Origin of the sequence: Halomonas citrativorans, from assembly GCF_900163645.1 — a bacterium.
GTDB lineage: Bacteria > Pseudomonadota > Gammaproteobacteria > Pseudomonadales > Halomonadaceae > Vreelandella > Vreelandella citrativorans.
The window spans coordinates 40,334-64,513 of the sequence record NZ_FUKM01000046.1; the positions used below are offsets into that span (position 1 = coordinate 40,334).

Consider the following 24,180-nt stretch of genomic DNA (forward strand, 5'->3'; position numbering starts at 1 on the left):
CGGTTGATATCAACCTGATAAGCGGGCTTTTTTATGGGCGCCCATTAAGCTGGGCACCCACTAGCTCTATAGACCTAGCGCTTAGACATATTCAACGCTTTCGATCTCATACTCAACGTCGCCACCGGGTGTTTTCACCACGGCAACGTCGCCCTCTTCTTTACCGATCAGCGCACGTGCAATGGGGGACGTAACGGAAATACGGCCAGACTTAATATCTGCCTCATCTTCGCCCACAATGCGGTAGGTCACGCTGGCATCCGTATCCAGGTTGAGCAGAGAGACCGTGACACCAAAGATCACTTTCCCTGTATTAGGCAGCTTGGTGATATCAATCACCTGCGCTACCGAAAGCTTGCTCTCGATCTCCTGAATACGACCTTCGATAAACCCCTGTTGTTCACGGGCAGCGTGGTATTCGGCGTTCTCCTTAAGGTCGCCGTGCTCACGCGCTTCGGCAATCGATGCAATCACTCGTGGGCGCGCTTCGCCCTTAAGATGATTGAGTTCTTCGCGAAGGCTTTTTTCACCCGCAACCGTCATCGGGACCTTGTTCATTGACTTGCTCCTGCATGCAGATCCTGAAGGCGACGCACCGTAATCTCCCTACCGTACTCAAGTGCCATACAAACGGCATTAGCGCCCGCCAAGGTGGTTGCATAGGGCACCTTGCGCGCAAGAGCAGTACGGCGAATGACCGAAGAGTCATTAATAGCCTGACGACCCTCGGTAGTGTTCACGATGTAGGCGATTTCGTCGTTCTTAAGCAGATCGACGATATGGGGACGACCTTCATAGACTTTATTGACGTGCTCGACCGCAAGCCCAGCGGCTTCCAGTGCTTCGGCTGTGCCGCGTGTCGCGCATAGTGTGAAGCCTAATGTTAGCAGAGAACGAGCGACTTCGATAATCCCCGCCTTATCCGGCTCACGCACGGAAAGGAACGCCTTGCGATCACCCTCAAGCGCCGGAATCGCTTCGCCCGCGCCCAGCTGCGCCTTAAAGAACGCTTCTGCAAAGGTCTCGCCTGAACCCATCACTTCACCGGTAGACTTCATCTCCGGCGACAGAATCGGATCAACACCCTGGAACTTGTTGAACGGGAAAACCGCCTCTTTCACGCTATAGAAGTGCGGAATGATTTCGCGCTCAAAGCCCTGCTCGGCAAGTGTCGTGCCCGCCATGCAGCGTGCCGCAATCTGGGCAAGCGAAATACCAATGCATTTGGATACAAACGGCACGGTACGTGAAGCACGTGGGTTAACTTCAATCACGTAGATCTCGCCATCCTGCCAGGCAAGCTGCACGTTCATTAAGCCCTTTACGCCAAGCTCCACGGCCATCTGCTTGACCTGCTCGCGCATCTCATCCTGCACATCGGCGGGCAGCGAGTAAGGCGGCAGCGCACAGGCGGAGTCACCGGAGTGAACGCCCGCTTGCTCTACGTGCTGCATGATGCCGCCAATCACTACCTGCTGACCGTCTGAAACCGCATCAATGTCGATCTCAATGGCAGCACTCAGGAAGTGATCGAGCAGCACCGGCGAGTCGTTGGAGACTTTGACCGCATTGGTCATGTAGTTCTCAAGCTCAGAAGCGTCGTAGACGATCTCCATTGCCCGACCACCCAACACGTAACTAGGACGCACCACCAGCGGGTAACCAATGGTTTCCGCCTTGACGAAGGCTTCTTCAAAGCTGCGCGCGGTGGCGTTAAGCGGCTGCTTCAGGCCGAGCTTTTCGATCATCACCTGGAAGCGCTCGCGGTCTTCGGCGCGGTCGATGGCATCCGGCGTGGTGCCGATAATCGGCACACCAGCCGCTTCCAGCTCACGAGCCAGTTTCAGCGGCGTTTGGCCACCGAACTGGACGATCACGCCGACCGGCTTCTCTTTGTCGGCAATTTCAAGCACGTCTTCAAGCGTTACCGGCTCGAAGTAGAGACGATCAGAGGTATCGTAATCGGTCGACACGGTTTCCGGGTTGCAGTTGACCATGATGGTTTCATAGCCGTCATCGCGCATGGCGAACGCAGCGTGAACACAGCAGTAGTCAAACTCGATGCCTTGACCAATACGGTTCGGCCCGCCACCCAGCACCATGATCTTCTGGCGATCAGATACGTCCGCTTCACACTCCTCTTCATACGTGGAGTACATGTAGGCGGTATCAGAAGCGAACTCGGCGGCGCAAGTATCCACGCGCTTGTAGACCGGACGAATACCGGCGGCCTGACGCGTTTGGCGGAACTCTTTTTCGCTCACGCCCAACAGCTTGGCCAGGCGCGCATCGCCAAAGCCTTTGCGCTTGAGCTGATAGAGTTCGCGCGCAGAGAAATCGCTTAGCGAGCGCTTGGCAACGGCGGCTTCCGTCAGCACCAGGTCTTCCATCTGGGCCAGGAACCAGGGGTCGATATTAGTCAGCGCGAAGACGTCATCCACGCTCATGCCCGAACGCATGGCATCGGCAACATAGAAGATACGCTCAGCGCCTGCCGCCTGAAGCTCACCCTTGATCAGGGCCATATTTTCCGGGTTGAAGTCGGTAATAATCGGGTCGAGGCCGTCGTTACCGGTTTCCGTGCCGCGCAGTGCTTTTTGCAGCGACTCCTGGAAGGTACGGCCAATGGCCATGACCTCGCCCACCGATTTCATCTGAGTCGTCAGGCGATCATTGGCCTGCGGAAACTTCTCAAACGTGAAGCGCGGGATCTTGGTGACCACGTAGTCGATAGACGGCTCGAACGACGCTGGCGTGCGCCCACCGGTAATATCGTTTTGCAGCTCATCCAGGGTGTAACCAATCGCCAGCTTGGCGGCGATTTTGGCAATCGGGAAGCCGGTTGCCTTGGACGCCAGTGCAGAAGAGCGTGACACCCGCGGGTTCATCTCGATCACGACCAGGCGGCCGGTTTTCGGGTCCATACCGAACTGCACGTTGGAGCCACCGGTTTCCACACCAATCTCGCGCAGCACCGCAAGGCTTGCGTCGCGCATGATCTGGTACTCTTTGTCCGTCAGCGTTTGTGCCGGCGCGACAGTAATCGAGTCGCCGGTATGCACACCCATCGGGTCAAAGTTTTCAATCGCACAGACAATGATGCAGTTATCATTTTTGTCGCGTACAACCTCCATCTCGTACTCTTTCCACCCCAGCAGCGACTCATCAATCAGCAGCTCGTGGTTATTGGAAAGCTCGAAACCACGCGTACAAATCTCTTCAAACTCTTCCTTGTTGTATGCCACGCCGCCACCGGAACCGCCCATGGTGTAGGAAGGCCGAATAATGGTCGGAAAGCCAAGCTCGGCTTGAATTTCCCAGGCCTCACTCATGGTGTGCGCGACTTTCGCTTTCGGGCACTCAAGGCCAATACGCTTCATGGCCTGGTCAAACAGGTCACGGTCTTCGGCCATGTTGATGGCGTCGGCGTTGGCACCGATCATCTCCACGCCGTGCTTTTCCAACACGCCATGTTTTTCCAGATCCAGTGCACAGTTAAGCGCGGTCTGACCACCCATGGTGGGCAGAATGGCATCGGGCTTTTCAGCTTCGATGATCTTCTCAACGGCCTGCCAGGTAATCGGCTCGATGTAGGTAGCATCCGCCATGGCCGGGTCGGTCATGATGGTGGCCGGGTTGGAGTTCACCAAAATAACCCGGAACCCCTCCTCGCGCAGCGCCTTACACGCCTGGGCGCCGGAGTAGTCGAATTCGCAGGCCTGACCGATAACAATCGGGCCAGCGCCAATGATCAAAATACTGTTTAAGTCGGTACGCTTAGGCATAACGGTTCCCGCAAAAAATGGTGACGAAGAGCGACAAAAGCGGCATACAGTGATGAAGCAAAGCCTGTGCTAGCGACGTGCCTGCATCATCGTGATGAAGCGATCAAACAGCGGCGCTACATCACGCGGGCCAGGGCTGGCTTCCGGGTGACCCTGAAAACTAAATGCGGGTCGGTCGGTGCGCTCAATACCCTGCAGTGTGCCGTCGAACAGCGAACGATGGGTGGCGCGCAAATTAGCCGGAAGACTCGTTTCATCGGCGGCAAAACCATGGTTCTGGCTGGTAATCATCACAGCGCCCGTGTCCAAATCCTGAACCGGGTGGTTAGCACCGTGGTGGCCATGATTCATTTTGACGGTTTTGGCACCCGAGGCGAGCGCGAGCAACTGGTGGCCCAGGCAAATACCGAACACCGGCGTGTCCGTTTCGAGTACGTCCTGAATGGCTTTGATGGCGTAATCGCAGGGTTCGGGGTCACCTGGGCCGTTGGCCAGGAAAACACCGTCCGGATTCATCGCCAGCACGTCAGCAGCACTCGTTTGCGCTGGCACCACCGTCAGGCGGCAGCCGCGGGCAGCCAGCATGCGCAGAATGTTGAATTTCACGCCGTAATCAAACGCCACAACATGGTAAGGGCGCTCGCCTTTCGTTGCATCAGCATAGCCTTCGCCCAGCGTCCACTCACCTTCTGTCCACTCATAAGCCTCTTTACAGGAGACTTCTTTGGCCAGGTCCATACCTTTCAAACCAGGAAAGGCCTTGGCGGCCGCCAAAGCGCGCTCAACGGCATCATCACCTTGTGCGTCTTCGCCTGCCAAAATCGCACCGTTCTGGGCACCTTTATCGCGCAAAATACGCGTCAGGCGGCGGGTATCAACATCAGCGATACCCACAACGTTTTGGCTTGCCAGATAGTCAGACAGCGTTTGCTCAGAGCGGAAACTGCTGGCCATCAGGGGTAAATCGCGGATTACCAAACCGGCGGCGGCAATGGAAGCTGACTCAATGTCTTCAGCGTTAATGCCGGTATTGCCGATATGGGGGTAAGTGAGCGTTACGATCTGGCGGGTATAGGAGGGGTCAGTCAGGATTTCTTGATAGCCGGTCATGGCTGTATTGAACACTACCTCACCGCTTGTTAATCCGTCCGCGCCAATGGCGATTCCATGAAACACGCTGCCGTCTTCCAGGGCCAAAATCGCAGGTTTGCTAAATGCGGGGTTATTCAAGTCAAGGTCCTCCCATGCTGGTGGGAGCCTGTGGGCGCAGGCTCAGCGATACTGGCTGAAAGCATCCGCAGGATGCCCTCACCAGAATCGAGATTAATGTTTGAAGTCTGGTTTTTTTAAACCCGGTGTTGAAACCCAGCTACCAAAACTTCAGTATCAAATGCTTAAAACTCGGGTCGTAAAAAAGCGGGACGAAGCCGATAAAGAAAAAATCGGTTTCATCCCGCTTGTTGTTCTGAGCATCTCAGGCCTGTGATGCTGGGTCTATATGCCAAAGGCAATACAGACAGTGTAACTAATCTCGCTGTAGCGAACCTGAGTAGGCAGTGGGCTGACCAACGCAACAAGCGCGCCGTCTGTTTCTCATGGGCCACCCGGCCAAAATTTATGGAATGTTACAGCATTTTTTGGCCCTTGACTACCTATAAAAACCCGCGACGTGTGGTGCGCTTATAAAGCGGGTTAAGTATCGATGAAATGCTTCTCACTAAAGCCCTAACACATCCTGCATGTCGTAACGGCCATGCTTTTGACCTGCGACCCAGCGCGCCGCGCGTACAGCGCCTTTGGCAAACGTCATGCGGCTGGAAGCCTTGTGGGTAATTTCGATGCGCTCGCCTTCGGTGGCGAACATTACCGTGTGCTCGCCGACGATATCGCCCGCGCGTACAGTGGCAAAGCCAATCTCTTTATCGGTACGCGGACCGCACTGGCCTACTCGCTCAAACACGCCGTGTTCTTTTAAGGTACGCCCGAGGCTATCAGCCACCACTTCGCCCATTTTAATCGCAGTGCCGGAGGGCGCATCCACCTTGTGGCGGTGATGCGACTCGATGATTTCGATATCGTAGCCTTCATCGCCTAACGCTTTAGCGGCGGTTTCCAGAAGTTTGAGCGTAAGGTTTACTCCAACGCTCATATTGGGCGCGAATACCATCGCAACCTTATCGCGGTAGCTATCCAACTGGGCAAGCTCATCATCGCTCATGCCCGTGGTGCCAATCACCATGCGCTTATCGTGCTTGGCACAAAACGCCAGATTAGCCAGCGTCACCTGGGGAGCGGTAAAGTCGATCAGCACATCGAAGTCGTTAACGATTGCGTCAAGGGAATCGACTGCGCTAACACCGCGCTTGCCCACGCCCGCTAACTCACCAATATCCGCACCTGCCAACGAGCTGCCCGGCTCGACAATCCCACCGGCGAGCGTAGCGCCAGCATCCTGTTCAATAGCGCTTACCAGCGTACGGCCCATTCGGCCAGCCACGCCTACAATGGCAACTCGGGTCATGCGAACTCCTACATTTTGCAATCAATTACGTCGAATCAAGCTGAATAGTAACCAGGCGGCGATTATAACAGACGCTTCAAGCAGTGCTGTGCTTGTGTTTCAGGCGGCCTGATTTTTCTGCCACTGGTTTTCAAACGCTGGCTTCTAAAAGCATGTCTTCTAAAGCCATGTCTTCCAAAACCGTTAATTCTGCCAAACGACAATCAGCTCCTCGTCTTTCGCCATGCGCACAAGGTGATTTTCCACCACGCCTTCCAACTGATCCAGATGCTCCTCTTCCAGGGCTTCGATAGACACCAGCAACTTGTCAGCTTCTGCGTGCAACAAGCAGGTGCCTTTGTCAGGAAATACAATCCTGCCCTCCTGCTGGCTGTGCTCAACCTCCAACTTATGCGCCCAGTGCTTGCAAAGCCGGTTAATGATGCGCTCGCCTGATGCAGTCGCAATTTCAGCACGTGATAAAGGCATAGAATTCTCCACTGGATAAAGGGTGTTACCTCTAGCTTATGGGTAACTGGGATAGCCGCCAAACAGTTAAATGCCTTGATAGCGCAACAGCGTGTTCAGCATCGTCTGAAAAATGTTCTCACCGTAACAGATGTCATCTCGACAGCTACATCGGATTCCATGATAATGCCCCACTATGAGAATGCGAATTATACCCAAAAACTTCATATTCGATGCTTTTCATGCGCTGACACCAGTTCCAGCCTGGCACACTGACAACCGACCCACCCACAAGTGATCAATACGCTTATGACGTCCTCTCTTTTAAAAACGCTGATAGGTATGGCAGCGGTTGTGAGCTGCACTACGGCAGCGGCAGACTCTGTTACCGTTACCGATGTTACTGGCCGCGAAGTCACGCTGGAGGCGCCCGCTGAGCGTGTTATCCTGGGTGAGGGTCGCCAGATCTACTTGCTCGGCCTACTGGAGCCAGAGGACCCGTTTGCGCATATCGTCGGCTGGCGCGAAGATTTTTTCCAAGCAGACCCTGATAACTACGCCCGCTACGCGGAACGCTTTCCTGAAATTGAAGCCCTGCCGACGTTTGGCGGCTTTAAAGACGGCACCTTCGACGTTGAGCAGGCCGCCTCGCTTACCCCTGACGTGGTCTTTATGAACCTTGAGGCCAAAGCGGCCACCGAAGATGCTGCCTATGATGACAAGCTTGCTCAACTGGGCATTCCGATCATCTACGTCGATTTTCGTGAAGACCCCATCGAGCACACCATTCCCTCCATGCGCATCATGGGCCAGGTCATGAACGACGAAGCGGCGGCTGAGGAGTTTATCGACTTCGCTGAGGCGCAGCTGGCGCGGGTGACCGATGTCATTAACGAAGCGAACCCCGAGCGCCCCAGCGTCTTTATCGACCGCGCGGGCGGCTACTCGGATGAGTGCTGCATGAGCTTTGGCCCCGGTAACTTTGGCGAGTACGTGACACTGGCAGGCGGCATCAATATTGCCGACGGCATCATTCCCGGCAGTTTCGGCACGCTGAATCCTGAGCAGATCATTGCTGCAAACCCTGATCACGTTGTAGTGACCGGCGGTAATTGGGACGCCTACGTACCCGGCGGCGCCTGGGTAGGCGTAGGACCCGGCTCTGATATGCAAGCCGCTCACGCCAAGCTTGAAGCGCTGACCTCGCGTACCGCCATGACCGGCATCCAGGCAGTGGAAGATGGAAACTTCCACGCCATTTGGCACCAGTTCTACAACAGCCCCTACTACTTCGTGGCCATTCAGCAGCTCGCCAAATGGCTGCACCCATCACTGTTTGAAGATTTAGACCCTGAAGCCACCATGCAGGAGCTTCACGACCGCTTCTTGCCTATTAATTACGAGCCGGGTTACTGGGTATCGCTCCATGACGACTGAGACCATCGCCCCCGACAGCTACTCACAGGGGCGCGCCTTCTACCGCACTCAGGTATTCCGCCGCCAGATGATTCTTCTGGCGCTGGTGGTGGCGCTGTTGTTTAGTCTCTGCGTTGATTTGGCACTGGGGCCAGCCCGCTACAGCCTGGGCGAAGTGGTCGCCGCTCTGCTGACCCCCCAAAGCGTCAGCCAGCAGGCACGTGTCATTCTCTGGGAAATCCGCATGCCGGTGGCGCTAATGGCCCTAGTGGTGGGCGCCAGCCTTTCAGTAGCGGGCGCGCAGATGCAGACCATTCTAAGCAACCCGCTGGCCAGCCCCTTTACGCTGGGCATTTCCGCCGGAGCAAGCTTTGGCGCTGCCCTTGGGCTAGCCTTCGGCGTGGCGATTGTACCCGCCGCCATTGAGTTCGTGGTGCCGCTCAACGCCTTTATCATGGCCATGTTCACCGCATTTCTCATCCACGCGCTGAGCCTTAAACGCGGCGTTACGGTGGAAACCATCGTACTGCTCGGCATTGCCATGGTGTTTATCTTCAACTCACTAATGGCGCTGATCCAGTTTTTTGCAAGCCAGGAAGCCGTCTCGGCAGTGGTGTTCTGGACCATGGGCAGCTTAACCAAAGCGACATGGCCCAAATTCTGGATTGCGCTAGGCATTCTTGCCGCCGTTATGCCGCTGCTTGCCCGCCACGGCTGGGCGCTTACCGCCATGCGTCTGGGCGATGCCAAGGCCGAAAGCATGGGCGTTAACCCGCGTGCGCTGCGTCTGGAAGTGCTGGTGCTGGTATCGCTGCTTGCCGCAGTGGCCGTGGCATTTGTGGGCACTATCGGGTTTATCGGCTTGGTGGGGCCACATATTGCACGCATCCTGCTGGGTGAAGATCAACGCTTCTTCCTGCCGGGTTCAGCACTTTGCGGTGCGCTGATTCTTTCGGTGGGCTCGGTGATCTCCAAGATCATTATTCCAGGCACGATTATTCCCATCGGTATTATTACATCGCTGGTGGGCATTCCCTTCTTCCTGTTTCTGGTGCTCAACCACAAGAAGGCTTCATGGTAACCCTACAGCTAACCCGTGTTTCGGCCCGTTACGGACGCCGCTCTATTCTGGAAGATATCACGACACCCTGCTTTCAAGGCGGTCAAGTGGTCGCCCTGCTAGGGCCTAACGCTGCCGGGAAATCGACGCTTTTCAGGCGTATTCTAGGCTTGCTGAAAGGCGAAGGTGACGTCGCTATACGCCATACGAGCGCCGAGCGCCCGGTGGCCTATATGCCTCAGGACACGGGCGCCAAAGCGGTGTTGACGGTTTATGAGTCGGTGCTGCTCGCACGCATGCAAGGGCGCAGCCTGAAAGTGCAGCCAGAGGATCTGGCTCAGGTGGACCGGGCACTTGAAGAGCTTAATATTACGGCACTTGGCGAGCGTGACATTGGCGATTTAAGCGGCGGCCAACGCCAGTTGGTCAGCGCGGCGCAGGCACTGGTACAAGAGCCCGAGATTCTGATGCTGGATGAACCTACTTCGGCGCTGGACCTTAACCGCCAGATCAACCTGCTAACGGTCTTACGCCGCTTGGCAGATGAACGCCAAATGCTGATTCTGGTGGCGCTTCACGACCTGGGCCATGCGCTGCGCTTTACCGATGCTTCCATGGTGCTTGAAAACGGTCGCCTGATCGCATGCGGCCCCACAGAAGAGGTCATTACTCCTGAGCTTTTGCGCCAGGTGTACAAGGTGGCGGCACGTATCGAGCCGTGCTCGAAAGGCCGCCCCCAGCTTATCGTCGAAGAAGCTGTCTAAACCGCCGCCCTTCCAGGGCGGCGAGCGCCACCCCACTGAGCATCAAGGGAAGCGCCAGCAAGAAATTACTCGATACCGGAATACCGAACAGCACCCAGTCGGCCGCTACTGGCCAAATCAGCGCAATGTACTCAAACGGTGCAAGCCGCGATGCCTCGGCATAGCGAAGTGCCAGCGTCATGGCAATATGCGCCGCACCACCAAACAGCCCCGAGAGCACCAACAGCCAAAGGGCCTTTGTATCCAGCGCTGCCCACCCCAACGGCAGCGTGGCCAACCCCGCAAGCGCAGACACCAAAATAAAGTAAAAGGCGATAGAAGCTGCTGTTTCAGTACGTGAAATACGCCTAACGGTAAGCAACGCCCCTGCCGTTAAAAGTGCGCTTAGCGCGCCCAACACATAGCCGGTCATCTGGCCACTTTCAGAGCTGGCACTAAGGCCAGGCAGCACTAGCACCGCCATACCGGCAAGCGCCAACAAAATGGCCCCAGCGCGATAAAACGAGAACCGCTCACCCAGCAATAACACCCCGCCCACCGCCATAAACACCGGCGTTAGCTGAGCCAACAGCGTTGCCTCGGCAACGGGCAGCAGTGCGACCGCCGCAAACGAGGCAAACATCGCCGCCGCCCCCAACCCCGAACGCAGCGCATGGCCCAACGGACGACGCGTCGCCAGCCCCCCCGGGAACTCCCGACGAATCATCAGAAAAACCATAATCGGCAACAGCGCAAACAACGAGCGGAAAAACACCGACTGCCCCACCGGCACTTCATCACTCACCGCTTTAATACATACCAGCATGCCGGTAAACAGCAGACCGGAAAGAACTCTGAGCCAAATGCCCAACGTGGGCTTGTCCTGCAAGCTATCCATTACGCTTTATGTTCCTTAAACGTCAAAAACCCCCGGCCTGGGCCGAGGGTCTACGGAACCTAACATTGTACAATTACGTTAGGGCAGTCACACCAAAATCAGGGCTTCATCTCTTCAAAGAACTTCTTAACGCTGTCGAAGAAGCCAGTTTTCTTGGGTGAGTGGCTATTGCTGCCTTCCAGGCTTTCCTGGAATTTACGCAGCAAATCGCGCTGCTCTTCACCCAGGTTGACCGGGGTTTCGATAACGACTTTGCAGAGCAGGTCGCCCGGCGCACCACCGCGCACTGGCTTGACACCTTTGCCGCGTAGACGGAAGAGTTTGCCGGTTTGCGTCTCCGGTGGAATCTTCAGCTTCACACGGCCATCCAGCGTAGGCACTTCAAGCTCGCCACCCAGCGCTGCATCAACAAAGTTGATCGGTACGTCGCAGTGCAGGTTTTTACCATCGCGCTGGAAGATATGGTGCGCTTTGATAGAAACTTGAACGTAAAGGTCGCCCGCTGGGCCACCATTAACGCCGCTTTCGCCTTCGCCGTTCAGACGAATACGATCACCGGTATCAACACCCGGCGGAATCTTCACAGAGAGCGTACGCGTTTCACGCACACGGCCTTCGCCGTTACATTTGTGGCACGGCACTTTGATGTGCTGGCCGCTACCGTGACAGGTCGGGCAGGTTTGCTGTACCGCGAAAAAGCCCTGCTGCATACGCACTTGGCCGTGGCCATGACACGTGGGGCAGGTTTCCTTGGAAGAACCTGGCTCAGCGCCATCGCCATCACAGCGGTCACACTCAATGTGGCGTGGTACACGGATGTCGACAGTGGTACCGGCTACCGCACTCTCAAGGTCCAACTCCAGGTTGTAGCGAAGGTCGGAGCCACGTGCGGGCGCATTAGGACCACGACGGCGGCCGCCGCCCGCGCCACCGAAAATATCACCAAACACATCGCCGAAGATGTCGCTAAAGTCACCCGCGCCACCGCCACCGAAACCGCCGCCGCCAAAGCCACCGCCCTGACCATCAACACCGGCATGACCAAACTGGTCGTACGCCGCACGTTTTTCGCCATCGCTAAGCACTTCGTAAGCTTCTGACACTTCGCGGAATTTTTCCGAGGCAGTATCATCGTCCGGGTTTCGATCAGGGTGGAATTTTTGCGCCAGGCGGCGGTAGGCCTTTTTGATCTCTTTCTGATCGGCCCCTTTATCGACACCCAGGACTTCGTAATAATCGCGTTTGGACATGGGTCCTACGCCTCCTGGTTAACTATGCTCTTGATTAGGCGTCTTGACCGCGGAAACAGCAACGCGGGAGTCTCCTCCCGCGTTACCTTCTTCCTTGGTAGAAAGAGGATGTTACGACTGCTTTTTATCGTCGTTGACTTCTTCGTACTCGGCGTCAACCACGTCATCTTCCTGCTTGGTACTAGCATCTTCAGCACCTTCACCCGCCTGCTGAGCAGCTTCCGCCTGTTCGGCGTACATCTTCTGCGCCAGCTGACCAGACGCTTCGGTCAGTGCATCCAGTTTCTTCTGGATGTTGTCCGTGTCGTCAGTCTTGACGGCTTCTTCCAGCTCGCTGATGGCGGTTTCGATAGCCTGTTTCTCATCATCCGTCGCTTTGTCGCCCGCTTCTTGCACGGTTTTGCGCGTTGCGTGGATCATGCCATCGGCTTGGTTACGCAGCTGTACCAACGCTTCGAATTTTTTATCTTCGTCAGCGTGGGCTTCAGCGTCGCGTACCATTTGATCGATCTCTTCATCCGTCAGACCGCTGGACGCTTTAATGACAATCGACTGCTCTTTACCGGTCGCTTTGTCTTTGGCAGAAACGTTCAGAATACCGTTGGCGTCCAGGTCAAACGCCACTTCGATCTGCGGAACACCGCGCGGTGCAGGCGGAATATCAGACAAGTCGAAACGACCGAGCGACTTGTTCTGAGTCACTTGCTTACGCTCACCTTGAACGACGTGAATGGTCACGGCCGTCTGGTTGTCATCCGCCGTGGAGAAGGTTTGCGTCTTCTTCGTCGGGATGGTGGTGTTCTTGTCGATTAACGGCGTCATCACGCCACCCATCGTTTCGATACCCAGAGTCAGCGGGGTTACGTCCAGCAGCAGTACGTCTTTCACGTCGCCGCCCAGAACGCCACCTTGAATCGCTGCACCTACGGCAACCGCTTCGTCAGGGTTAACGTCTTTACGCGCTTCTTTACCGAAGAAATCAGCGGCTTTCTTCTGCACCATCGGCATACGTGTCTGGCCACCGACCAGGATCACTTCGTCGATTTCAGACGCAGACAGACCCGCATCTTTCAGCGCCATTTTGCAGGGCTCAAGTGAACGCTGAACCAGCTCTTCTACCAGCGATTCCAGCTTGGCACGAGTCACCTTAACGTTAAGGTGTTTCGGGCCAGTGTTGTCAGCCGTGATATAGGGCAGGTTAACGTCGGTCTGCTGGGCGCTTGAAAGTTCAATTTTGGCTTTTTCAGCGGCTTCTTTCAGACGCTGCATGGCCAGGTTGTCACCCGACAGATCAATACCGCTGTCAGACTTGAACTGGTCAACCAGGTAGTTGATCAGCGCCAAGTCGAAATCTTCGCCGCCCAGGAAGGTGTCGCCGTTGGTGGCGAGTACTTCAAACTGGGTTTCGCCTTCAACGTCGGCAATTTCGATGATCGAGATATCGAACGTACCGCCACCCAAGTCATAAACGGCGATGGTTTTGTCACCGCGTGACTTGTCCATACCGTAGGCGAGTGCTGCTGCGGTCGGCTCGTTGATAATACGCCTAACGTCCAGCCCCGCGATGCGGCCTGCATCCTTAGTGGCCTGACGCTGGCTGTCGTTGAAGTAAGCCGGTACGGTGATGACCGCTTCCGTCACCGCTTCGCCGAGGTAATCTTCGGCGGTTTTCTTCATTTTCTTCAGCACTTCCGCACTTACTTGCGGCGGCGCCATTTTTTTACCTTTTACTTCTACCCATGCATCGCCGTTGTCAGCTTCAGCGATCTTGTAGGGCACCATCTTGATGTCTTTTTGAACAACATCGTCTTTAAAGCGACGGCCGATCAGACGCTTGATGGCGTAAAGCGTGTTTTCCGGGTTGGTAACGGCTTGGCGCTTGGCTGCCTGGCCTACCAGGGTTTCGCCGTCATCGGTGTAAGCGATGATCGAAGGCGTGGTACGGCCACCTTCAGCATTTTCGATAACTTTAGCACTGTCGCCATCAAGTACTGCCACACAAGAGTTGGTAGTACCCAGGTCAATACCAATAATGCGTCCCATAGCAAAAACCTCGAATTCAGTTGTATCAATACTTAAAACGTGTGCGGGATTTCCCGCGTGGTTGGCCTTTATCTGGGGGCCGCCAGTGACTTTTCAAGGGTTTTTTTACACTTTGCGTCACTAATCGGCTTAATTTGCCTTCTGACTGACCACAACCATCGCTGGGCGAACCAAACGCCCATTGAGCAGGTAACCTTTCTGCATCACTTCCATTACGGTATTGGGTTCAAGCTCGGGGTTCGGCACCATCGCCATGGCTTCGTGCACTTGGGGGTCAAAGGGCTCGCCTTGGGGCTCAATGCTTTCAACACCAAATTTATTGAGCACCCCCAACTGCATATTGAGCGTCATGGAAACGCCCTCGCGGTGCGCCTCAGAGGCGCCGTCCTGCATGGATTCAAGCGCTTTTTCCAGGCTATCCACCACAGGCAGCAGCTCTTTTACAAATTTTTCCAAGGCAAACTTACGTGCCTTGTCCGCTTCCTGCTCGGCACGGCGGCGAACATTCTGAGCTTCAGCGGCGGCGCGCAACGCCTGGTCCTTGGCTTCTGCCAGGTTTTGCTCCAGCTCATTTACCTGAGCGGCTAGTACGTCGGCCTCGGGGTCGGCGAAGCTGCCTTCAAGCGGCGCTTCGTCGTTAATCAGGCCTTCCAGCTCCCCATCAATCAAGCGCTCTTCAGACTCTTGGTCCCTCATATCGGCTTCCCGCTCTTGGCGAGCGAGTTCGTCATCTAATGGAGTTTGCGGTTCTTTTGCCATGCCATGCTCCTCAAAAGGGGTTCGGGCTTTGTCTGCCCAACACTGCTCATAAAAAATAATCAATAAATCAGTTTTAAAACAGCCCTAAACACGTATAGAGGCTATATGGGGGCCATAAAAGCCATCTCAAGAGGAGCATTGAAGTCAGTTATCAACTACTGTATAAAACAACATTTATTGGATAAGTATCCAGCTTCTGTGTCGCACCGCCTCAGGAGGCATCATGCTTACTCAGCTAGCGATTCAAGATTACGCGATTGTCGACCGCCTTGAGCTTGACCTAACCCACGGCATGACGGCCATCACGGGGGAAACAGGTGCAGGCAAATCCATTCTTCTAGGCGCGCTGGGCCTGTGCCTTGGTGAGCGTGCCGATGCTGGCAGCGTACGCCACGGCTGCGAGCGCACCGACCTATCAGCGCGTTTCGACATTCAACACCTGCCCGCCGCCGTCGAGTGGCTCACAGCCCGCGAGCTCCCCACCGACGAATGCCTGCTGCGCCGTGTAGTGACCGCCAGTGGGCGTTCAAAAGCGTGGATTAACGGCCAGCCAGCGACCATCACGGACTTAAAATCGCTTGGCGAGCAGCTCATTCAAATTCATGGCCAGCATGCTCATCAAGCGTTAATGCGTGAAGAGGTGCACCTGGCCCTGCTGGATGATTATGCCGGGCTACGGGAGGCTCGCCAGCAACTGGCAGAAACCTTCCACGAATGGCGCAATGCGCGACGACGGCTTAAAAAGCTCAGTGAAGAAGGTAGTGAAGTAGAAGCCAAGCGCCAACTGCTGCGCTACCAGGTTGAAGAGCTGGACCAGCTTGGCCTGGGTGAAGGCGAACTACAGACGCTTGAAGAGGAGCAACTGACCCTTGCGCATGCCGAAGAGACGCTGCGTGAAACCCAGTTGGCTGCCGACTGCTGCGCCAGCGATGAAGGCGGCGCGCTGTCGCTTCTTAATCAAGCTTATGCACACTTAAGCGCCCTGCCGGGCAGCGATAAGGGCACGCTTGCTAATACGCTCGCCATGCTCAGCGATGCGCGCATTCAGGTGGAAGAGGCCGCAAGCGAGTTGCAGCACTTTGCCAGCAGCACCGAGCTCGACCCAGAGCGCCTGATGTGGGTGGAAGAGCGTTTGACTGACATACACCGCATTGCGCGCAAGCATCATGTCGCGCCTGAAGAAATATGCGCCTTGCATAGCGCGCTTCAACGTGAAGTGGCGCAGCTTGAAACCAGCGATGAAGATCTTGAAGCGCTGAGCGGTCAGGTCGCCGAGTACCGTGAGCGCTACCGCAGCGAAGCCAAGAAAATCAGCGATGCCCGTCAAAAAGCTGCCCTACGGCTGGGTAAAGAAGTTCAGCAGCAGCTAGCCTTTTTGGCCATGGGTAAGGCTCGCTTTGAAGTGGCCGTTGCTTCGCGTGAAACACCTACGCCTGAAGGGCTGGATAGCGTACAGTTTTTGATCAGCGCCAATCCAGGCCAGCCTGCTCGCCCGCTAGCCAAAGTTGCCTCTGGGGGTGAGCTTTCGCGTATCAGCCTGGCGATTCAGGTGGTGGCCGCCTCGCATTCGACGATCCCAAGCCTGGTGTTTGACGAAGTGGATGTGGGTATTTCAGGCGCCACGGCGGAAATTGTCGGCCAGTTATTGCGCAAGTTAGGACAGAACGGCCAGGTAATGACCGTGACGCACCTGCCCCAGGTGGCCGCACAGGCGCATCAGCACCTGCATATTGAAAAGCGTGCCAAGCGAGATTCTACGCGTACCTATATGGCCTTGCTGGACGAGCGGGGGCGCATCAGCGAGCTTGCGCGCATGCTGGGCGGGGTCACGCTCTCTGACCAAACACTGGCTCATGCCCAGGAAATGCTGCATGCCAGCCAGCGCCTGCCTCATTAAGAGCTTTATCAAATCACGTTTTAATTAACGGCACGCAAAATACCCCCATGCTGCTCCCTGTAACAAGGAGCGGCATGGGGGTTTCGTCGCGGCCAAAACAGGTTTGCGGGAAACCCTATTTTTTATTGATCGACACGTTAACCTGGCGCGTTACGTCCGACCCGCGAGGGCGTACGTAAAGTACCAGAGCGTGATCGACAAGCTCGTAGCCGTGCTCTTCTGCAATTTCTTGCTGGCGTCGTTCAATGATGTCATCAAGAAACTCGATGATTTCACCACTTTCCAAACACACCATATGGTCGTGATGGTCTTCTTGCGTCATCTCAAAGACAGCGTGGCCACCGTCAAAATTATGACGAATTACCAAACCTGCTGATTCAAATTGCGTCAGCACGCGGTAAACGGTTGCCAAGCCAACATCCTCGCCCGCATCAATCAGTGTTTTATACACTTCTTCTGCGCTAAGGTGGTGTTGACCCGAAGCATTTTCGAGAATCTGAAGGATCTTGACGCGCGGCAGGGTCACTTTCAGCCCGGCTTTGCGCAGTTCATGGTTCTGATCGGCCATGGTTGCTCTTCGCAGTAACAGGTTAGGTCGGGTATGATCGACCGAAACCACGATAGTGAAGAACAGGTCCAAATGCAAAAATTGACTCGCATCATTACGCTTTCCGTTGCCCTTACTGTTGTAAGTGGCTGTAGTTACGTCGGTGTTTACAAACGTGACATCCCACAAGGCAACCTGGTAACCGAAGAAATGGTTAGCCAGCTTCAGCCGGGCATGACGCAGGAGCAGGTCACCTACGTTATGGGCCGCCCTTTGTTGGAAGCCCCGTTTGATTCAAACCAGTGGGATTACGTCTATCGATTGGACGAAGCGTACGGTGGCGTTGTACAGCGACGCGTCACACTTACTTTTGACCCGATGGGCCGCTTAGCCAACGTTCAGCAGCAGGGCGATTTTTCCACCGATCTCCCGCTAAGCACCGACTCCAGCCTGGGGCCTGCCGTTGAAGGCGCTGACCCGCTGAATACTCTTCCTCAGGAGAATATAAGCACGCAAACACCGGAGACAGCACCCGCACCTCAGCCCGTATTGCGCGCTGAGTAACAACGTTACTGGCCGCTTGCTTGGCGTTTGGCACGTTCCAGGCGGGCGGCTTTAGGGTCGATCTCAAGCGGGCGATATACTTCGACACGATCACCGGTGCGCAATGTTTGCGTCTCGGGGTTGCGTAGCGCTTTGCCAAAAATACCCAGCGGCGCCTTGTTGAACGTATCTTCGGGCAATTCCGGAAACAGTTGAGGCAGGTTAGCAAGCGCTACCGCCTGCCGGGCAGTGGTGCCCTCAGGTACTTCCAGCGCCACTAGGCGCTGTTTGGCAGGCAATGCGAAGGCGACCTCTACCTGAAGGCGATCACCGTCCATACAGCTCGTCAGCACGCTTAGTGAAAGCGTCTACCAATTGACCGGCTATTTGCTGGAACAATCGACCAAAGGCCATGCTAAGCAGGCGACTGGCAAACTCAAACTCCATTTCCAGACTCACCTTGCAAGCATCATCTCCCATCGGAGTGAACCGCCAGTGGCCTTTCAAGCGCTTAAATGGCCCTTTTACCAGCGACATCTCGATTTGCTCGGGGGCAAACAGGTCGTTACGTGTAGTGATCGTTTGCTCTATCCCCGCACGGCCCAGCGTCATTTCCCCAATTAAATGGGTGGCGTCACGCTCTACCAGACGCGCCTGACGACAGCCTGGTAAAAACTCGGGATAGTGTTCGAAATCGTTGACCAGATCGAACATTTGCTGGGGGGTGTGCCGCACCAGGGCGGAACGATTGACGGTTGGCATTGACCTCTCCGCTGACTTCACAGTGCCCAAAGCGTATCATGGGAAACATTTATTCAGACCTTGAATGGTATCACGCCTCCCCATATAACGAAGGGGGTGCCACCGACAGATTATAGATGAGGTTTCATGGCCACTAAGAAAGGTAACAGCAAGGGCCCCGGCAGCAGCGTTATTGCCCAGAACAAGAAGGCAAGATTCGAATACCATATCGATGAGACCTTTGAAGCGGGTTTGGCACTCGCCGGCTGGGAAGTCAAAAGCCTGCGTGCGGGTAAAGCTCAGCTTACCGACACCTACATTCTGGTGCGTAACGGCGAGGCATTCCTGCTTGGCAGCCACATCATGCCGCTTAATACAGCAAGCACTCATGAAATTGCCGACCCTACGCGCACGCGCAAACTACTGCTGCATCGTAAAGAAATCGCCAAAATCTTTTCGATTACCCAAGACAAGGGCCACACCTGCGTGCCGCTCAAGCTCTATTGGAAGCGCAATAAAGTGAAGTGCGAATTGGCGTTGGTGACCGGTAAACAGCTACATGACAAGCGGGCGACAGAAAAAGATCGTGACTGGAGCCGTCAAAAAGGACGAATTATGCGGGAACATAACAAGGCTTAACTGGTCAATCAGGTGTGAGCACGTTAGAATGCTCATCTGAAATAAGGGGGCGACATGGTTTCGACGCCGGTGACAACCCTTGCGGTGCATGCCGAGAGCGTGATGTATCTCGTAAATCCCACATCACGAAAAAATAGTCGCAAATGACGAAAACTACGCTCAAGGCGCGCTAGCAGCTTAAACTGTTAGCTTCTTGTCTGGCCCCAAGGTGATGTGCCTATTCATCATTGAGGGGATACGAGCTAAAGCTGATAGGACCGCGTTTGGTGGTGTCTTCTCGCCAAGCGTTAAACTTTAGAAGGCTCGCGTTGCTGAATCCTGATCGTCGGAGTCAGTGGCGTTAAAACAAATGACGGAATCTAAGCATGTAGAGCCAATAGGCGCGTGCTGGCGGACGCGGGTTCAATTCCCGCCGCCTCCACCAGACACCCCTACAAATCAAGCACCTAGCGGTGCTTTTTTTGTGTCTGGAATATACAAAAACTCCCAATAAATACTTAACTCGTGTTAGACGTAGCTGCCCAATCACCTCGTATCGACATTAGCCCCTGACTACAAGGTTACGTGTAGCCAAGGGCAATGCAGATATAAAACAGTCGCTGCTACTTACAGCAGTATCAACGATAGTCCGTAAACCAAGAGCATTGCAGTAACACCCTGAATGAGCGTCGCCATCGTCTGTGCCCGGTAGGCTAGCCCTACGCTCATACGGCTAAAGCGCGAGACGACCCAGAAGAAACTATCATTGGCATGCGAGACCGTCATGGCGCCTGCCCCGATGGCCATCACCGTGAGTGTACGGCCGATATCGCTCCCCAAGCCTAGCGAGTCGAGCATTGGGGCTACTAATGCAGATGTCGTCACGAGCGCAACGGTTGAAGATCCCTGGGCTGTTTTCAGCCCGGCCGCGACGATAAACGGCATCAAAATACCGATACCCAGCGTTGATAGCGTACTGCCCAAGTAATCACCCAGCGGCGAAGCGCTGAGCACGGCACCAAAGGCACCACCGGCACCGGTAATCAGCAAAATCGGCGCCGCTGCCAGGATACCTTCGCTAATACGCTCGCTGAACTCCGCGACCTTGTCATCGCTTTTTAACAGCGCGCAGGAAAGCAGTAGACCAATCAGCAAAGCCGTTAACGGTTGGCCAAGCAGGCTGAGTACTTCCATTACCGTACCTTCCCCAACCGGCGCTGCCGGTAGGCGGGCAATCGTTCCGATACAAATGAGTAAAATAGGCACGGCGATAGGGGCAAACGCTGCCATAGGCTTGGGCAAGCGGCCATAACTGGCTTTAAGCGTTTCCCAGTCTTGCCACTGCTCATCTGGCTTCTGAGACATGTCGTGCAGGTCGGGAGACGTATGCGCAAAGCGCTTCGCCCAAAGCATACCCGCAATGGCGGCGACCGCAGCAATAGGAATACCCGCAGCAATGACTAATCCAAGGTTAGACTCAAGCCCCAAGTTGCCTGCCGCTGCAATAGGACCCGGCGTTGGAGGCACAAAGGTGTGCGTGGCATAAAGGCCGGTAGCCAGCGCTACGCTCATCGTAATCGACGAGGTATGCAGCTTTTTAGCAAGCGACTCCTTGAGCGAGTTGAGAATGATAAATCCGGAGTCGCAAAAAACCGGGATCGAGACAATATAGCCAATTATCGACATCGTAAGCGTAGGAAAGCGATCCCCTAGCCGGGCAATAATGAAATCAGCCATGGTAATAGCCGCCCCGCTTTTCTCCAGAATCACCCCGATGATAGTTCCCAACACGATTACGAGACCTATATAACCCAGAATTCCGCCAAATCCTGAGGTGATCGTACTGACGACCGTATCTATGGGTAACCGATACGCAAAGGCAGCGATAAAGGCCGCGCCCAGCAGCGCCAGAAAGGGATGTATTTTCCACTTACTGGTGGCAAGTACAATGAGCCCCACCACTATGAGTAATATTAAAACCAGCCCCATGATATTCCCCTAAGCAGTTGTTTATTCAACGCGACGCATATCCCTGCTTACCTAAGCAAGCCAGCACAATGTACCCGAAGCGGCGCTAGGGCGTACACAATAAGGAGAGGAGTAGGCTGTCGCAGAGAACGATATACCCCAACAACCGCTATTTAAAAAACACTCTCAGCCGAGGTGCTTTTCCGTATCGCACAACCGCCCTCGCACTTACTTACCTTACACAGCTAAGGTCGCCCTCTTCGCAGCTGGCATGCTCTTGCAGGCTTTGCGTGCGTGCTTTGGTGAGCGCTTCAAGGCAGCCGTTACGCACCATGGGCTGAGCGCTTCCCCCTTCGACCGCGCTACTCTCGAACGCACATTCGGCGTCACGAAAACCAAGCCACTTGCGCTGGGCCGCTCTGAGCTTCTCAAGCGATAAAGCATTATTATGAAGCCTTCCAATCAATGCCTGATAAGCCTCATTAAGCTCATCATCAGCCGCTTGATACGTTTTCGCTGAACACTGCGTCATTTCCGCTTGGGTTTCAGGGCTAGCACACTCTTCATTAGCGCTTACCAAGCTGCTGAAGATCAAAAGCCACATGCCTGCCCATCGTGAAAGTAGTCGCATCGTCGTACCTATTTGGTGAATAAAGCCAACGTGGTAGCAAGAACGCTACCTGCCTTACAGGTTAGCCTCTTTTTCATTCGCCCATAACGGCAAAACGCCAGCATTTCTGCTGGCGCCCATCGACTAGCTATAAAATAAGGTGGCTCGACCTTAATGAGCGGTCATTTCTTCAGCGATTTCATCACCGTCTAAATCGGACGGATAGTAGGTCGGCCAGTGAGAGACTTCTTCCAACAGTGCTTCGCGATCATCGCCCCAATAGAGGTGAAAGTGGTGCGCGTCGGTTGGGTAGATATCGTGGTCGCTGAATTGAATGTACTGAGGAAGATTTTCAGCGCTCTCACCCTCTAACTCGAAAATAAACCTCACGCCACGATTGCCTGCGTCGTAGGTTAAAATCTCGTAGCCGTCATATTGATACTCGCCCGTGCTCTCTTCGCCGTCTTCATAAAAAGTGACGTTATTGCCTTCAATAACGATGCGGTCAACCGCTGTTTGGTAACCGGTGTCGTAGTACTCCTTGTGCTCTTCAGCCGTTTTATCGCCATGCTCGGCTTTATGAGCAAACACCTCATCCAGCGTGCCATCCTCTAAATAAGGATAAACGGACTGCCAATCACCTTCCCAATCGGAAAGAGGACGGTCCGCTACTTGGTCATCACTGAAATGCCCGGAATAAATATCACTACTGTGGTCGTGCGAATGACCATGGGAGTGATCATGGTCGTGGTGTTCATGCTTGTCATCTGCAACCACCGACTGAATACCCGCCAATGCCAGCAAGCTGATGGCTAATGCGCTGAGTGCTTTTGATGAAAGTAATGGCATTTTTCAGACTTCCTTTTTCAGCAAATGAATGGTTCTTGAACCAGCAATAAAGATACTTTATAACATAACACTAATCAAACAAAGCATATTGGCTTGAAGCGTTAAAAGCACCTAACGGTTCTTGGCGGCAAGCTGGTCGACCATCCTCGTAACGATCATGCGGGATCCGACACGTCACCATATGCGTGTGATCCATGATGAACATGGGACATGGCTTGGCATTATTACCCTTGAAGACGTTATCGAAACGATTTTGGGGCAAGATATTGTAGATGAAACGGATAAAATTCAGAATCTTAGAAACCATGCCAAGCAGCGTTGGCTCAAGCAAGTAACGTCCGACACACCCCTTCACTAGCTGGCCCTTAGCGAATATTTTAACCCCCTATGGCTGAAAAATAATGTGTCTCGCCATGCACCGAGTTTATGCTTATAGTCACTAACAATAAGCGCTTCGGCTACATGGGAGGCCCTTTATGCTGCTTTATGGACTGAGTTTATTAGCCGGTATTGTGCTTTTAACGCTAGGTGGCGAAGGATTGATTCGCGGCGCCGTCGCCGGGGCCAAACGGCTGGGCGTATCACCGCTGTTTACCGGACTGGTGATTGTCGGCTTTGGTACCTCATCGCCTGAACTGGTGGTCTCGATCCATGCCGCCATGAACCAGCAGCCCGACATTGCGATTGGCAATGTGGTCGGCAGCAATATCGGCAATATCTTGTTGATTCTGGGCCTTTGTGCGCTTATCTGCCCACTGACCACCCAGCCCCAAGCGCTTAAGCGCGATGGGTTGGTAATGATGCTCGCCACTGGGCTGTTTATTCTTTTAGCGTTTAACGGCAGCTTGGGGCGTTTTGATGCGTCGGTGCTACTCGCAAGCCTGGCGGCTTATCTGGTATGGGCCTACCGCAGCGAAAGCGGCCAGCACTCCCCTTCTGCCGAGCTACACACGGCCGAGGCAGAAGAAGTGACCAAATTGCCCAGCAGCACGCTGTTTATCGTGGTGGCTTTAACCGCCGGGCTGGCTCTACTGATCGGCGGCTCCCAACTGCTGCTTTATGGCGCCGTCGGCATTGCTCAGGCGATGGGGATTTCAGAAGCGGTTATCGGGCTTACCATCGTGGCTATCGGCACCTCACTACCTGAACTCGCGGTATCGGTGATCGCGGCGCTGCGGCGCCATGCCGATGTGGCGGTGGGCAATATTCTTGGCAGCAATATCTTTAATTTACTCGGCATACTGGGCGTCTCCGCCTTTCTTCAGCCGCTACCGCTTGTTGAGCGCATGGCATCCTTTGACCAGTGGGTAATGCTGGGCGCCTCTGCGCTGCTTATTGCTTTCCTCTATACCGGCCTACGCTTATCGCGTGGTGAGGGGTTATTGCTCCTGGTAGGATATATAGCGTATTTAACGGCCAGTTTTACGGTGATTAGTTAGGCTTTGTACGAAAACGGCTTGAGCTCGACCATACGGCGCTAACGGC

General features: G+C 54.8%; 22 protein-coding genes, 1 other RNA gene and 1 pseudogene. 9 read left to right on the top strand and 15 right to left on the bottom strand.

The features are described 5' to 3' along the window. Positions 1-81: 81 nt before the first annotated feature. The 5 genes from greA to CZ787_RS10000 form a co-directional block, all read right to left on the bottom strand. Complete coding sequence (gene greA, locus CZ787_RS09980) at positions 82-558, bottom strand: transcription elongation factor GreA (RefSeq protein WP_087108711.1); 477 nt, start codon at positions 556-558, stop codon at positions 82-84. Beyond that, a complete protein-coding gene (gene carB / locus CZ787_RS09985) occupies positions 555-3,785 on the bottom strand; it encodes a carbamoyl-phosphate synthase large subunit (protein WP_087108713.1) in 3,231 nt (1,076 codons plus the stop codon). Before carB ends, greA begins: the two co-directional genes overlap by 4 nt. Before the next feature lie 69 nt (positions 3,786-3,854). Continuing rightward, the gene (gene carA / locus CZ787_RS09990) at positions 3,855-5,015 is read right to left on the bottom strand and encodes a glutamine-hydrolyzing carbamoyl-phosphate synthase small subunit (RefSeq protein WP_087108715.1); all 1,161 of its coding nucleotides are present in this window, start codon (positions 5,013-5,015) and stop codon (positions 3,855-3,857) included. A 487-nt stretch (positions 5,016-5,502) separates the two neighbouring features. After that, on the bottom strand, positions 5,503-6,306 hold the full coding sequence (gene dapB, locus CZ787_RS09995; protein ID WP_087108717.1) for a 4-hydroxy-tetrahydrodipicolinate reductase: 804 nt from the start codon (positions 6,304-6,306) through the stop codon (positions 5,503-5,505). A gap of 183 nt (positions 6,307-6,489) precedes the next feature. Continuing rightward, positions 6,490-6,774 carry a DUF2218 domain-containing protein gene (locus CZ787_RS10000; RefSeq protein ID WP_087108719.1) on the bottom strand — a complete coding sequence of 95 codons (285 nt, stop codon included), beginning with the start codon at positions 6,772-6,774 and terminating at the stop codon, positions 6,490-6,492. Positions 6,775-7,062: 288 nt separating this feature from the next. Between CZ787_RS10000 and CZ787_RS10005 the strand changes: the two genes are divergently transcribed. Genes CZ787_RS10005 through CZ787_RS10015 form a run of 3 tightly spaced genes read left to right on the top strand, consistent with a single transcriptional unit; the run spans position 7,063 to position 9,993 of the window. Then, on the top strand, positions 7,063-8,190 hold the full coding sequence (locus tag CZ787_RS10005) for an ABC transporter substrate-binding protein (protein WP_087108721.1): 1,128 nt from the start codon (positions 7,063-7,065) through the stop codon (positions 8,188-8,190). Next, positions 8,180-9,250, top strand: coding sequence for a FecCD family ABC transporter permease (locus tag CZ787_RS10010; RefSeq protein WP_087108723.1), 1,071 nt, complete (start codon positions 8,180-8,182; stop codon positions 9,248-9,250). Before CZ787_RS10005 ends, CZ787_RS10010 begins: the two co-directional genes overlap by 11 nt. Continuing rightward, positions 9,244-9,993 (top strand): ABC transporter ATP-binding protein, encoded by a 750-nt coding sequence (locus CZ787_RS10015; RefSeq protein WP_087108725.1) that lies wholly within the window; start codon positions 9,244-9,246, stop codon positions 9,991-9,993. The genes CZ787_RS10010 and CZ787_RS10015 overlap by 7 nt, the downstream gene beginning before the upstream one ends. On the opposite strand, the gene CZ787_RS10020 is transcribed toward CZ787_RS10015, so the two are convergent. From CZ787_RS10020 to grpE, 4 genes are all read right to left on the bottom strand, one after another. Then, entirely contained in the window at positions 9,971-10,870 is a 900-nt protein-coding gene (locus tag CZ787_RS10020) for a DMT family transporter (protein WP_087108727.1), read from the bottom strand. The two genes, CZ787_RS10015 and CZ787_RS10020, sit on opposite strands and share 23 nt — an antisense overlap. A gap of 98 nt (positions 10,871-10,968) precedes the next feature. After that, positions 10,969-12,120, bottom strand: coding sequence for a molecular chaperone DnaJ (gene dnaJ, locus CZ787_RS10025; RefSeq protein WP_087108729.1), 1,152 nt, complete (start codon positions 12,118-12,120; stop codon positions 10,969-10,971). Between the two features lie 111 nt (positions 12,121-12,231). Next, complete coding sequence (dnaK, locus tag CZ787_RS10030; RefSeq protein ID WP_087108731.1) at positions 12,232-14,163, bottom strand: molecular chaperone DnaK; 1,932 nt, start codon at positions 14,161-14,163, stop codon at positions 12,232-12,234. Positions 14,164-14,292: 129 nt separating this feature from the next. Further along, entirely contained in the window at positions 14,293-14,922 is a 630-nt protein-coding gene (gene grpE / locus CZ787_RS10035; RefSeq protein ID WP_087108733.1) for a nucleotide exchange factor GrpE, read from the bottom strand. Between the two features lie 223 nt (positions 14,923-15,145). On the opposite strand from grpE, the gene recN reads away from it, so the two are divergent. Further along, positions 15,146-16,819, top strand: coding sequence for a DNA repair protein RecN (gene recN / locus CZ787_RS10040; RefSeq protein ID WP_087108735.1), 1,674 nt, complete (start codon positions 15,146-15,148; stop codon positions 16,817-16,819). A 115-nt stretch (positions 16,820-16,934) separates the two neighbouring features. Here recN and fur read toward each other — a convergent pair whose 3' ends face one another. Next, positions 16,935-17,387, bottom strand: coding sequence for a ferric iron uptake transcriptional regulator (gene fur / locus CZ787_RS10045; protein WP_018917582.1), 453 nt, complete (start codon positions 17,385-17,387; stop codon positions 16,935-16,937). Between the two features lie 72 nt (positions 17,388-17,459). On the opposite strand from fur, the gene CZ787_RS10050 reads away from it, so the two are divergent. Beyond that, positions 17,460-17,930, top strand: coding sequence for an outer membrane protein assembly factor BamE (locus tag CZ787_RS10050; RefSeq protein WP_087109136.1), 471 nt, complete (start codon positions 17,460-17,462; stop codon positions 17,928-17,930). A 5-nt stretch (positions 17,931-17,935) separates the two neighbouring features. Here the strand turns inward: CZ787_RS10050 and CZ787_RS10055 are convergent, their stop codons facing one another. Both CZ787_RS10055 and CZ787_RS10060 read right to left on the bottom strand, forming a co-directional pair. Further along, positions 17,936-18,247 carry an RnfH family protein gene (locus CZ787_RS10055; RefSeq protein ID WP_087108738.1) on the bottom strand — a complete coding sequence of 104 codons (312 nt, stop codon included), beginning with the start codon at positions 18,245-18,247 and terminating at the stop codon, positions 17,936-17,938. Continuing rightward, positions 18,237-18,671 carry a type II toxin-antitoxin system RatA family toxin gene (locus CZ787_RS10060; protein WP_087108740.1) on the bottom strand — a complete coding sequence of 145 codons (435 nt, stop codon included), beginning with the start codon at positions 18,669-18,671 and terminating at the stop codon, positions 18,237-18,239. Before CZ787_RS10060 ends, CZ787_RS10055 begins: the two co-directional genes overlap by 11 nt. A 126-nt stretch (positions 18,672-18,797) precedes the next feature. Here CZ787_RS10060 and smpB point away from each other — a divergent pair, with 126 nt between their 5' ends. Together smpB and ssrA are read left to right on the top strand one after the other, a co-directional pair. Next, positions 18,798-19,289: an SsrA-binding protein SmpB gene (gene smpB / locus CZ787_RS10065; protein WP_087108742.1), complete on the top strand. Its 492-nt coding sequence runs from the start codon at positions 18,798-18,800 to the stop codon at positions 19,287-19,289. Between the two features lie 45 nt (positions 19,290-19,334). Beyond that, positions 19,335-19,713: a transfer-messenger RNA gene (ssrA, locus tag CZ787_RS10070) on the top strand. Between the two features lie 182 nt (positions 19,714-19,895). Here ssrA and CZ787_RS10075 read toward each other — a convergent pair. The 3 genes from CZ787_RS10075 to CZ787_RS10085 all read right to left on the bottom strand — a co-directional run bounded on the left by CZ787_RS10075 (position 19,896) and on the right by CZ787_RS10085 (position 22,695). Further along, positions 19,896-21,257 (bottom strand): GntP family permease, encoded by a 1,362-nt coding sequence (locus tag CZ787_RS10075; protein WP_087108743.1) that lies wholly within the window; start codon positions 21,255-21,257, stop codon positions 19,896-19,898. Positions 21,258-21,468: 211 nt separating this feature from the next. Next, entirely contained in the window at positions 21,469-21,867 is a 399-nt protein-coding gene (locus CZ787_RS10080) for a lysozyme inhibitor LprI family protein (protein WP_087108745.1), read from the bottom strand. 150 nt (positions 21,868-22,017) lie between these two features. Then, positions 22,018-22,695, bottom strand: a complete 678-nt coding sequence (locus tag CZ787_RS10085; protein ID WP_087108747.1) for a metal-binding protein ZinT — start codon at positions 22,693-22,695, stop codon at positions 22,018-22,020. A 178-nt stretch (positions 22,696-22,873) separates the two neighbouring features. Between CZ787_RS10085 and CZ787_RS10090 the strand changes: the two are divergent. Further along, positions 22,874-23,053, top strand: a pseudogene (locus CZ787_RS10090) (hemolysin); the annotation flags it as partial. Between the two features lie 121 nt (positions 23,054-23,174). Beyond that, positions 23,175-24,134 (top strand): calcium/sodium antiporter, encoded by a 960-nt coding sequence (locus CZ787_RS10095; protein ID WP_087109139.1) that lies wholly within the window; start codon positions 23,175-23,177, stop codon positions 24,132-24,134. Positions 24,135-24,180: the final 46 nt, after the last annotated feature.

Excerpts from the sequence above, each read along its gene's own strand:
- greA (WP_087108711.1), bottom strand. The coding sequence starts at position 558 with ATGAACAAGGTCCCGATGACGGTTGCGGGTGAAAAAAGCCTTCGCGAA.
- carB (WP_087108713.1), bottom strand. The coding sequence starts at position 3,785 with ATGCCTAAGCGTACCGACTTAAACAGTATTTTGATCATTGGCGCTGGC.
- dapB (WP_087108717.1), bottom strand. The coding sequence starts at position 6,306 with ATGACCCGAGTTGCCATTGTAGGCGTGGCTGGCCGAATGGGCCGTACG.
- CZ787_RS10000 (WP_087108719.1), bottom strand. The coding sequence starts at position 6,774 with ATGCCTTTATCACGTGCTGAAATTGCGACTGCATCAGGCGAGCGCATC.
- CZ787_RS10005 (WP_087108721.1), top strand. The coding sequence starts at position 7,063 with ATGACGTCCTCTCTTTTAAAAACGCTGATAGGTATGGCAGCGGTTGTG.
- CZ787_RS10010 (WP_087108723.1), top strand. The coding sequence starts at position 8,180 with ATGACGACTGAGACCATCGCCCCCGACAGCTACTCACAGGGGCGCGCC.
- CZ787_RS10015 (WP_087108725.1), top strand. The coding sequence starts at position 9,244 with ATGGTAACCCTACAGCTAACCCGTGTTTCGGCCCGTTACGGACGCCGC.
- CZ787_RS10020 (WP_087108727.1), bottom strand. The coding sequence starts at position 10,870 with ATGGATAGCTTGCAGGACAAGCCCACGTTGGGCATTTGGCTCAGAGTT.
- dnaJ (WP_087108729.1), bottom strand. The coding sequence starts at position 12,120 with ATGTCCAAACGCGATTATTACGAAGTCCTGGGTGTCGATAAAGGGGCC.
- dnaK (WP_087108731.1), bottom strand. The coding sequence starts at position 14,163 with ATGGGACGCATTATTGGTATTGACCTGGGTACTACCAACTCTTGTGTG.
- grpE (WP_087108733.1), bottom strand. The coding sequence starts at position 14,922 with ATGGCAAAAGAACCGCAAACTCCATTAGATGACGAACTCGCTCGCCAA.
- recN (WP_087108735.1), top strand. The coding sequence starts at position 15,146 with ATGCTTACTCAGCTAGCGATTCAAGATTACGCGATTGTCGACCGCCTT.
- fur (WP_018917582.1), bottom strand. The coding sequence starts at position 17,387 with ATGGCCGATCAGAACCATGAACTGCGCAAAGCCGGGCTGAAAGTGACC.
- CZ787_RS10050 (WP_087109136.1), top strand. The coding sequence starts at position 17,460 with ATGCAAAAATTGACTCGCATCATTACGCTTTCCGTTGCCCTTACTGTT.
- CZ787_RS10055 (WP_087108738.1), bottom strand. The coding sequence starts at position 18,247 with ATGGACGGTGATCGCCTTCAGGTAGAGGTCGCCTTCGCATTGCCTGCC.
- CZ787_RS10060 (WP_087108740.1), bottom strand. The coding sequence starts at position 18,671 with ATGCCAACCGTCAATCGTTCCGCCCTGGTGCGGCACACCCCCCAGCAA.
- smpB (WP_087108742.1), top strand. The coding sequence starts at position 18,798 with ATGGCCACTAAGAAAGGTAACAGCAAGGGCCCCGGCAGCAGCGTTATT.
- CZ787_RS10075 (WP_087108743.1), bottom strand. The coding sequence starts at position 21,257 with ATGGGGCTGGTTTTAATATTACTCATAGTGGTGGGGCTCATTGTACTT.
- CZ787_RS10080 (WP_087108745.1), bottom strand. The coding sequence starts at position 21,867 with ATGCGACTACTTTCACGATGGGCAGGCATGTGGCTTTTGATCTTCAGC.
- CZ787_RS10085 (WP_087108747.1), bottom strand. The coding sequence starts at position 22,695 with ATGCCATTACTTTCATCAAAAGCACTCAGCGCATTAGCCATCAGCTTG.